This is a genomic window from Paenibacillus xinjiangensis (assembly GCF_059686975.1).
In genome coordinates this window covers 201,122-209,617 of sequence record NZ_JCAALS010000009.1, presented here as the reverse complement: position 1 = coordinate 209,617, position 8,496 = coordinate 201,122, and the positions used below count along the sequence as shown (strand labels likewise).

Below are 8,496 nucleotides of genomic sequence, written 5' to 3'. Positions count from 1 at the left end.
CAAAAGCAGCCCATCCTCTGATGAGGAATGAGCTGCTTTTTTAGTTTTTCAATCACTTTTACCATCTCGGAGTGCCCATTTCCTCAAAATCAAGGCTTTTGCAGGGCTCTCGAATTCGAGGCTTTTTTTATTGCATGGAATAAAAAACCATGATTGATTATTGGAGGATATGGAGATAAATGTCGAACTCTCTTATACAAAATGGAGGGGTCGACTTTAATGGATGACAAGAGTCAAAAACAAGAGGCGTTGAAAGTGTTGTTGTGGGCAGCATGTGGAGTGATTGCGGTACTTGTGGTATATGGCTTAAGCGTGGGGTGGCTCAACTTGGGATGTGCTCGAGAAAATCTCCGTTCGTATCGTCAACGAGGTCGACAACGTTAACCGTATCGTTTTCGTTTATGACGTAACATCGAAACCACCAGCTACAATTGAGTGGGAGTGATTTGAGTATTTTTTATTTGATATGTGACTGAGAACCCTTTATACACAAGGGGTTTCAGACATTCATTGAAAAACTTATTTCATTCACCTGCAACTATTGGTCTTCAAAAATTACTCTCTTTTATTTGTGTTATTTAACAAATGAAAGGGAGTTTTTTTATGTCGAAAATTAATGAATTAATTGATGATTTTAAGATGAATCAAGAAATCCAAGGCAGAAAAAAGGAGTATATCTTAGGTTGTATGTATCGCTTGCATCGTTGGATGGAGTTCACTAAGGAACAGCTAGAAGTTGAGGAAGCGGAAGAAGTGACTTCAATGCTATATTCAGCATAGTCAAAGTAGAGGCAAAGAAGCCAACATTACAACTAATAATCAACTTGCCACAATCAAGGTGTTCTTGGGGATACGTGTTTCAGAACTGTGTAACATCAAGAATGATGATGTATCAAGGGCGCACATTCTCATTCATGGTAAAGTCTCTAAGGAGCGTCTAATCTACATTAGCAAGATAATGAGAAGGTATATGCGGAAGTATGAGGAAGCGAAGCAGGAACGATTTAAACACAGACTGGCTGACGAGATAGAGGATTATTACTTCTTAGACCAATCTGCTGAGCGTTTATCACGTTCACGTATTAATAAGATACTGAAAGAGCATTGTCAGAAAGCAGGAGTAAGAAAAGAGGTGGGGTGCTCACCACATGATTGTCGCCATTACTCTGCTCAGCAGCAAGTGAAGAATGGAATAGAACTCCCTTTAATGTTGAGTTGATATAACTTTGTTGTCGACTTATTGGTGCATTGCCATTCTCATATAGGGATTTTTTTCATTATTTCTGAACTCATTCGTCTAGCACGTTCCATCATCGATTTGAATTGTCAATGACTTGCTTGCTAGAGGCATCAATGTGAAGTTCTTAAAGGACAATCTACACTTTGAAGCTGTTGAGAAGGCTAGTCCTATGCAATCTCTAATGTTTAACATGCTAGGCTCATTTGCACAATTTGAGAGAGACTTGATAGTAGACCGCACAACAGAAGGCAGAGAACGTGCTAAAGCTAAAGCTACTCACATGGGTCGTCCTGCAAAGGATGCAAGCATCATCAATCGTGCATTGAAGATGTATGCTGAGAGAGTACAAACGGTCTATCCGTAAGTGAAATCATCAAGACCACTGGCATACCTAAAGCTACATTGTACGCTGAACAAAAGAAACTAGAGAAGTCAATGTAGTTCCATATAGATTGAATGTGAAGCCTGTCATAATATGGTCTTATTCTATTCATTGAACAGGAAGCGGGATGGTACTAATCTGTAAATTACTAAAAATAGTTGATGCACATGTATATTCAGATACAGGGGGATTTACAGTTATATTTGATATTGGAATCTATTTACATGGGCATACACTTCGACGCAGAAAATCGACAAACATTTGAAGCGACACAATAACAAAAAAAATCCAGCATATGGTATAGTGTGAGTGAGAGTTCTTTGGATTTGAAAGAACGATTTTATTTTAAGGGTGAGAAGTGTGAACGATGAACTTAACTACGACTGTCGACTTTTGAAAAGAACAATAGACGAGGCTGCATGTTACGATATAAATGCTGTAGCGGAAGAATGGGTTAAAAAAGATATTCTAAAAATTATTGAGAAGCAATTTCAGGTTAGAATTGACGTATCAAAAGCCAAAGAAGTTTGTCCAACATGTAAACACTATCCCTTCGATAAGAAAAACTAAATTCAAGAGCAATTTTATGTTGTTTTCTTAGGAGAGATTGAATTGAAACTCAGAGGAACTAAAACAGAACAAGACAATAGAGCAGAATTGATAAAATCCCACAATTCTTTGTTTCAGGTTACAGGTAAACGTAGGCTTTTAGAGGTTCTGTTACAGCAGTTCAGCGATATGAAGACCGCATACATTCTTGAATGGATTCCCGAACAAGGTGAAGATATATACTTGATTCTTATCGATGTTAAAATAATAGTACGCATTGAGTTAGAGCGTAATAGCCAGAAAATGATGGGAGAGTGTGAACTTATTCCGCTGCATGAATACAAAAAAAGTCTTAGTAAGATTAAACAGATAAGATATGCAGTAGCAATGGATTTAGCACAAAAGGATATTGCTGATTAAATAAAATTGGAATTTATGAGTAGGAGGAAGTCAGGTGAAACCAGATTATACAAATTTAAGTTTTGCTGACTGTATGGGTATCCAATTGAAATCAGAAGTAGAAAGGCAATTATCAAAGGATTTAAAGTGTTATGGAATAATCCAAGACGAATATAAGTTTGATTGGTCTGACTGTTGTATTGAAGGGCATAGAACCAACTACTTAGATGGTGCAGTTGAGAATTTCTCTAGTATTATGGTTTTTAATGCTAATGACGAATTGCTTGCCGATGGATGGATGGAGTTTATACACGAAGATGATGTATTTATTGTATATTGGGAGTTTCTTGATGAATATCAAGATGGTCAAGAAAAAACATTAAAAAGCGAGTGTGGAATACCGCTACATATTTATAATTATTTGCCAAACCAAGTCAAATTGAAATATAAAGACGAATTATTACCATAATGGTTAGATACTTAATGTTTAATAAAAGAGAAGTTCCATCAAAGAAGCCACTCCTTTTTTTGAAAGTAGGTCGGAATGAGTATGTTAGCAAATATTTTAATAATAACTGGAAAGTTAATTGTTGTACTTATAATTCTATTGATTGAAAGATTGATAGCAAAGAAAACTCTAGTTTTTTCGCCTGTTTTCTTAATTATTATCGTAATAATTTTAGGTGGAATGGTCAACTTAAATGAATTTAGAGTAATATTTATTCCGAGTTTGCTACTTGTTGAATTTATGTTTACAGTATATTATTTAATATACGTTTTTGAAAAAATTGCTGAATCAAATCATAACAACTCAGAATTAAGTGGTGTGACTAGAATTGGATTTGCATTGTTTTCAAGCTGTATATCTTATTCACTAATCTATTTTGCATTATTTAATATATCAGAAAGTCTCAGTTTTAGCGGAGAGATAGGGGATAATATACCATCTCAATTAATTAGTTTTTTACATCTCGGGATAGCAGTTGGGACAACTTTAGGTTTCGGAAATATCACGCCTATTAACGATTTATCAAGGGTAGCGGTAACAATACAAAATATATTTACTTTTATTACCCTTGTTTATGCTATATCTTCATTTTCAATATTCAAAAAAGAGTACAAAAATAACTCGCCATTTGCTATTGATAATGAAAATAAAGAAAGTAAAAGCAATGATGAAAAATAAGGATTGCATATTAGATTAAACTCCTAATACACTTAGTTTATTTTCAAGTGTATTAGGAGTTTTTTTGCACTTTCAGCTTGAATTTTCCATGTTCACCAGCTACAATCGAAACATAAAAATAGCATAATAATAGACATGTAATGACCTAAGATTGAAGCAGGTTATGGGTGACGCTCGTACGTATTCCTACACAGTAGGTATCCGTGCGGTTACCTCCATCGACGGCATGACAGCGGACTGGGCGCGTATCCCTTGGGATGTGCTCGAGAAAATCTCCGTTCGTATCGTCAACGAAGTGGACAACGTTAACAGTATCGTTTATGACGTAACGTCGAAACCACCAGCAACAATTGAGTGGGAATAGGTTAAGACTAATTAATGTCGTCATTCGTTTGAAAGCCTTGGTACATAAGGGGGTTTCGCGTTGATGGTAATTGAGATTACACCTACACTTACAAAATAGATTGCAAAAAAAATCCCTTCAACTTGCGTATTTTGCAAATAGAAGGGAGTTTTTATTCGTTAGCTAAGTAGTTTTCTTATTTGATTGTAATACTCCATTGATCGAAAGTTTTCCTTGGAATATTATCAGGCCGATCAACGCCTGTGAGTTGAATTGTCAGCTAATTCAGTGTTGAATTTGGTTGTATATACTTTATATGACTTCCGAGATCTGTCGTTAAGAAAATAAAAGTAGGCTATATAGTAGTCATTTTCTGTATTAGAGAGTTTTAAGCTATACTTAATATCAAGTAGCTTTGTTTTTTCATCAGGGTAAGTCCTTTCCAGATACTGAAGCACTTCTTTTTTTAAATTATATTTTTGAAATGGATCACCGAATGCCATGGAGTACACAAAAAATATTACGTATCCTACTATTATCAGTGCGACTATTAATAGTAGCTTATACAAATTTCTCAAAGGTACCACGCTCCCAATATAGACTCTCAGTAGATATTCTAGATGATGTTGGAGCATCACAATAGTACTGCTTTTACATAGTACCAGACAGATTAATAGACCCTTGCTTCAATGATACTTGTTCAAAGTATCATTGAATTTGTTGAAGATTCACAATAGATTTTTCTTGGCATGGTACAACACAACAGCTTGAGGCTTATTAAGAATTCCGCCATCTCCTTCAATCACTTCTTTGATTTCTCCAAATAATTCAGATCGCACATTGTCGGGAAGTAATCGATGTCTGGAATTCGTGTTTAATAAAGAGATATATTCGTCAGCTGTATAAGTGTGGTTACAAATGTATTGCTTTATTTCTAATTCCTTGAACAACCCATCCTTCAGAGTTAGAGCTGACCTATCATCGATAATTTGTCCAATGGTTGGGTTCTTCGAATCATCTAGCTGGGGTGCATGTCTATTGTAACTTTCTCGAATTCGATTAGAAATATCATCATAAGACGGAATATGGACGGTCCAAAAGAATGCAATAGAGCCTTCATCGTTGAGTAAGTCGAAGACCTTGCGATAGCCAACTTCTTGTGGCTGAATAAAGTGAAAAGCTGTACCAGATATAGCTAGGTTAAAGTTACTCTTATCACTTTGCCAGGTTTCAAAGGGGGAATTAATGATGTTAACATTCGGTTTGTTTTTAAATTTGCTGCGAGTGAGTTCCACTAAAGTGTGACCTAATTCAATGCAAGTTATATTATCAAAGCCTAAATCAACAAAACCTTTCGTTGCTTGTCCTGTGCCACAGCCGATTTCAAGTATGGAATCACCCTGCTTGATATCCGTCAACTTCAGGATGTCAGTAAATAATTGTTCTGGATATCGAGGTCTGTACTTGTCGTATTCCCTAGCAATCTCGTTAAAAGTGTTTTTTCTTTCCATTTTAAAAACCTCCTATATTTACTTTTGTGATAAAAAAAATAAAACTCCCGCCCCGTAAAGGGACGAGAGTTAATACTCCGTGTTACCACCCAAGTTCATCAATGCTCAACGCATCGAACTCAATAGCACGATAACGGGTGCCGCCGTCACATCCTACTTCCCAAATAGGGTTCGAGGTGCAGCTCAGAGACCATGTTCATTGGAACTTTCTTTGCCCCCTTTCAGCACTGAGGGGCTCTCTGTAAAAGAAACTGTCCAATTACTCTTTCTCATCACAGCTTTTATAGGTAAATATTGGTTTGAACAGATAATATCACGACTAAAATTATGGAGCAAGACATTTCCAATATTACTGCTCGATAGCTCAACGAGGTACGCGACTATTTACCTAACGTCAACAATCAGCGGTAGCAACTGCTCCTTGTTTGTTGAAGTATCGTTACCCGTTACCGTAACAATGGCACCATCAAAAGATTAAAATTCCAGCCCAAAATCAAGTGCTCCACCTCCTTTTAAGCTAAGATGTGGTTAAAGTGGGAATGTTGAATTACCATACCCGTCAGCTCAACGAGGCTGCCGTTCATGTCGGCAGCCTCGTCCTAGGTATTTATTCAGCATCGTTTATTTAACCAACCTATTCCTAACCTTTCTCCAGAAGCCGTTATTCCTCCGATTCATATACTTCTCATTGTAGATCAGCAGACTATAGGAGGACCATAACGTAGCTGTGCGAAGAATTGCATAGGCGCCAATGGCGATCAGAACGAGGCAAACCGGATAATAAGGGACCAATGCCCCTTCGGATATTCCCTTTTTCTCTAGCGCAAAAGCTATTGCACCTACCGCCACCATGCCAGCACCGACGATGATTACGGCTGAGTACTTACTTTTCAATTGATTCAAACGTTCTGTCAATTGCTTCAAATATCCCTGATCCAGCATAAGTGCTTCTTTCTCCAGCACATGGTACTGTTCCTCGTCTTTCAGTATGGCGAATACGAGAGCAACGACGCCTCCTGCCGCGAACAAAACAATAAGAATGGAATAAATGACTGGCTCCTGTCGAAGCATCAAATACGGCAGAAATGCCATAATTAGCAGGCACACGCCTGTCGCAATGCGATGGGATGACTTCTGCTGATGACTCAAAAACCCTTCCGCCATCTCTTGGCTGACATAATACCCACGCTCTTCGACTCTACCTTTTACCTCGCTTTCTTTCAACAGATAATCGATAGACACCTCGAACAGGTTGCCAATCATAATCAGCTTTTCGGTTTCGGGAAACCCTTGTCCGTTTTCCCACTTGCTGACTGCCTGTCTGGTTGTGCTCAATTTTTCGGCCAGCACTTCCTGGGAATAACCTTTTTCTTTTCTAAGCTGTAACAATTTTTCACTAAAAGACATAGGCTTGCTCTCCTTTGCTATCTTTTATCTTAATTATAGAAAAACAATGGAGTTAATGCTATATGATGGAGGTTGCGCTTGCGCAACTTGCGGTTGCAACTACGTAATACTCAGTAAATTGGAGTTAAAATTTGGGGGTATAATATTTACTCCTTATCTCAATGAATTAGAGAAGCTATAATCATCTTAACTTTTTATTATTTCATTGTGGGAGGAATAGATATATGACTGCCAGCTTATTAAAGACAGCAAAGGTTGAGAAGCAGGAACGTTTTCAAGGCAATAACAATAAATCATTTTATGAGAAGGCATTGCAGGATGTTATTCAGCAAGTGGAGCGTAATCTGGCCTTATTCACAGATCAATTTCCGTCAGCACACTCTGTCGGTCTACAATATCAGCCTGTCAAAAATGCGGATTTGGCCTATTATTCGGATTGGACGTCTTCATTCTGGACAGGCATGGTTTGGTTGGCCTATGAGCTTACAGCTGAGGAGAAATACTTGGAGGTGGCACAGAAGCATGTGGACAGCTTCCAGGAGCGTCTGGTCACTAGAGATATATTGAATCATCATGACATTGGCTTTCTATACAGCTTATCCTGTGTGGCTGGCTTTAAGCTAGCAGCGGATGAGAAGTCTAAGCATATTGCTCTCGATGCAGCCAAGCTGCTCGCGATGAGATTCAGAGAAAAAGCAGGTATTCTGCAGGTGCGCGGCTATTTGGAGGATGATACACACAAAGAAAAAGGAGTGTTTATTGTCGACTGCGCCATGAATGTTCCATTGCTGTTCTGGGCCGCGGAAGTAACAGGCGATCATACCTATTATGATAAAGCGAAGCGCCATATGGATAAGGTGGCCGAGCACATGGTACGTGAAGATGGCGCCATCTATCAGATGTTTAGACTCGATATTGAAACCGGCGAAGCATTAGGGGGCTGGACTGGGCAGGGCTATGCGGATGAGGCGTGCTGGTCTAGAGGTCAAGCCTGGGCGGTGTATGGGCTGCCACTGGCTTATCGTTATACGAAGGATATGGCCTATATCGAGCAGGCCAAAGCAGCAGCGAATTACTTCTTGAACCATTTGCCAGAGGATTTAATCTGCAACTGGGATTTAGTGTTTTTACAGCAGGATGGGCAGCGTGATACCTCTGCAGCTGCTATTGCCGCATGCGGTCTGTTAGAATTAGCGTATCATTTGCCGGTATTGGATGAAGATCGTCCTTTCTATGAGAAGGCCGCATTAGCTATCTTAACTTCACTGACAGAGAACTATGTGATCAAGGACAGACATGAGGGTACAGGGATTTTGGCTCATGGCGTATATAGTCTGCCTATTGATCTTGGTGTGGATGAATGTACGATTTGGGGAGATTACTTCTATCTGGAGGCTTTAGTCCGAGTGCAAAAGGCTTGGAATCCGTACTGGTAAAAAGAAATAGAAGAAGGACATTCCTTGGAGCATGGAATGTCCT

The 8,496-nt window shown here is 38.6% G+C and carries 11 protein-coding genes, 2 pseudogenes and 1 other annotated feature; of the genes and pseudogenes, 10 read left to right on the top strand and 3 right to left on the bottom strand.

Annotated features, from left to right (window positions below):
• Positions 1 to 313: 313 nt before the first annotated feature.
• The 9 genes and pseudogenes from AC6ESP_RS11680 to AC6ESP_RS11640 form a co-directional block, all read left to right on the top strand.
• Positions 314 to 445 (top strand): annotated as a pseudogene (locus AC6ESP_RS11680) (GMP synthase (glutamine-hydrolyzing)); the annotation flags it as partial.
• 158 nt (positions 446 to 603) lie between these two features.
• Complete coding sequence (locus AC6ESP_RS11675) at positions 604 to 780, top strand: hypothetical protein (protein WP_497096898.1); 177 nt, start codon at positions 604 to 606, stop codon at positions 778 to 780.
• A 58-nt stretch (positions 781 to 838) separates the two neighbouring features.
• Positions 839 to 1,219, top strand: coding sequence for a tyrosine-type recombinase/integrase (locus AC6ESP_RS11670; RefSeq protein ID WP_497096897.1), 381 nt, complete (start codon positions 839 to 841; stop codon positions 1,217 to 1,219).
• 115 nt (positions 1,220 to 1,334) lie between these two features.
• Positions 1,335 to 1,604, top strand: coding sequence for a recombinase family protein (locus AC6ESP_RS11665; protein ID WP_497096896.1), 270 nt, complete (start codon positions 1,335 to 1,337; stop codon positions 1,602 to 1,604).
• Between the two features lie 378 nt (positions 1,605 to 1,982).
• Positions 1,983 to 2,192, top strand: a complete 210-nt coding sequence (locus AC6ESP_RS11660) for a hypothetical protein (protein ID WP_497096895.1) — start codon at positions 1,983 to 1,985, stop codon at positions 2,190 to 2,192.
• A gap of 42 nt (positions 2,193 to 2,234) precedes the next feature.
• Entirely contained in the window at positions 2,235 to 2,591 is a 357-nt protein-coding gene (locus AC6ESP_RS11655; RefSeq protein ID WP_497096894.1) for a hypothetical protein, read from the top strand.
• 34 nt (positions 2,592 to 2,625) lie between these two features.
• The gene (locus tag AC6ESP_RS11650; protein WP_497096893.1) at positions 2,626 to 3,039 is read left to right on the top strand and encodes a hypothetical protein; all 414 of its coding nucleotides are present in this window, start codon (positions 2,626 to 2,628) and stop codon (positions 3,037 to 3,039) included.
• Between the two features lie 75 nt (positions 3,040 to 3,114).
• On the top strand, positions 3,115 to 3,756 hold the full coding sequence (locus tag AC6ESP_RS11645) for a hypothetical protein (RefSeq protein WP_497096892.1): 642 nt from the start codon (positions 3,115 to 3,117) through the stop codon (positions 3,754 to 3,756).
• 160 nt (positions 3,757 to 3,916) lie between these two features.
• Positions 3,917 to 4,120: pseudogene (locus AC6ESP_RS11640) on the top strand (GMP synthase (glutamine-hydrolyzing)); the annotation flags it as partial.
• A gap of 233 nt (positions 4,121 to 4,353) precedes the next feature.
• Here AC6ESP_RS11640 and AC6ESP_RS11635 read toward each other — a convergent pair.
• The 3 genes from AC6ESP_RS11635 to AC6ESP_RS11625 all read right to left on the bottom strand — a co-directional run bounded on the left by AC6ESP_RS11635 (position 4,354) and on the right by AC6ESP_RS11625 (position 7,017).
• On the bottom strand, positions 4,354 to 4,734 hold the full coding sequence (locus AC6ESP_RS11635; protein WP_497096891.1) for a YfjL-like protein: 381 nt from the start codon (positions 4,732 to 4,734) through the stop codon (positions 4,354 to 4,356).
• Positions 4,735 to 4,827: 93 nt separating this feature from the next.
• Positions 4,828 to 5,610: a class I SAM-dependent methyltransferase gene (locus AC6ESP_RS11630; RefSeq protein ID WP_497096890.1), complete on the bottom strand. Its 783-nt coding sequence runs from the start codon at positions 5,608 to 5,610 to the stop codon at positions 4,828 to 4,830.
• Between the two features lie 55 nt (positions 5,611 to 5,665).
• Positions 5,666 to 5,895: a binding site (T-box leader), on the bottom strand.
• 336 nt (positions 5,896 to 6,231) lie between these two features.
• Positions 6,232 to 7,017 (bottom strand): helix-turn-helix domain-containing protein, encoded by a 786-nt coding sequence (locus tag AC6ESP_RS11625; protein WP_497096889.1) that lies wholly within the window; start codon positions 7,015 to 7,017, stop codon positions 6,232 to 6,234.
• A 224-nt stretch (positions 7,018 to 7,241) separates the two neighbouring features.
• Between AC6ESP_RS11625 and AC6ESP_RS11620 the strand changes: the two genes are divergently transcribed.
• Entirely contained in the window at positions 7,242 to 8,453 is a 1,212-nt protein-coding gene (locus tag AC6ESP_RS11620) for a glycoside hydrolase family 88 protein (protein WP_497096888.1), read from the top strand.
• Positions 8,454 to 8,496: the final 43 nt, after the last annotated feature.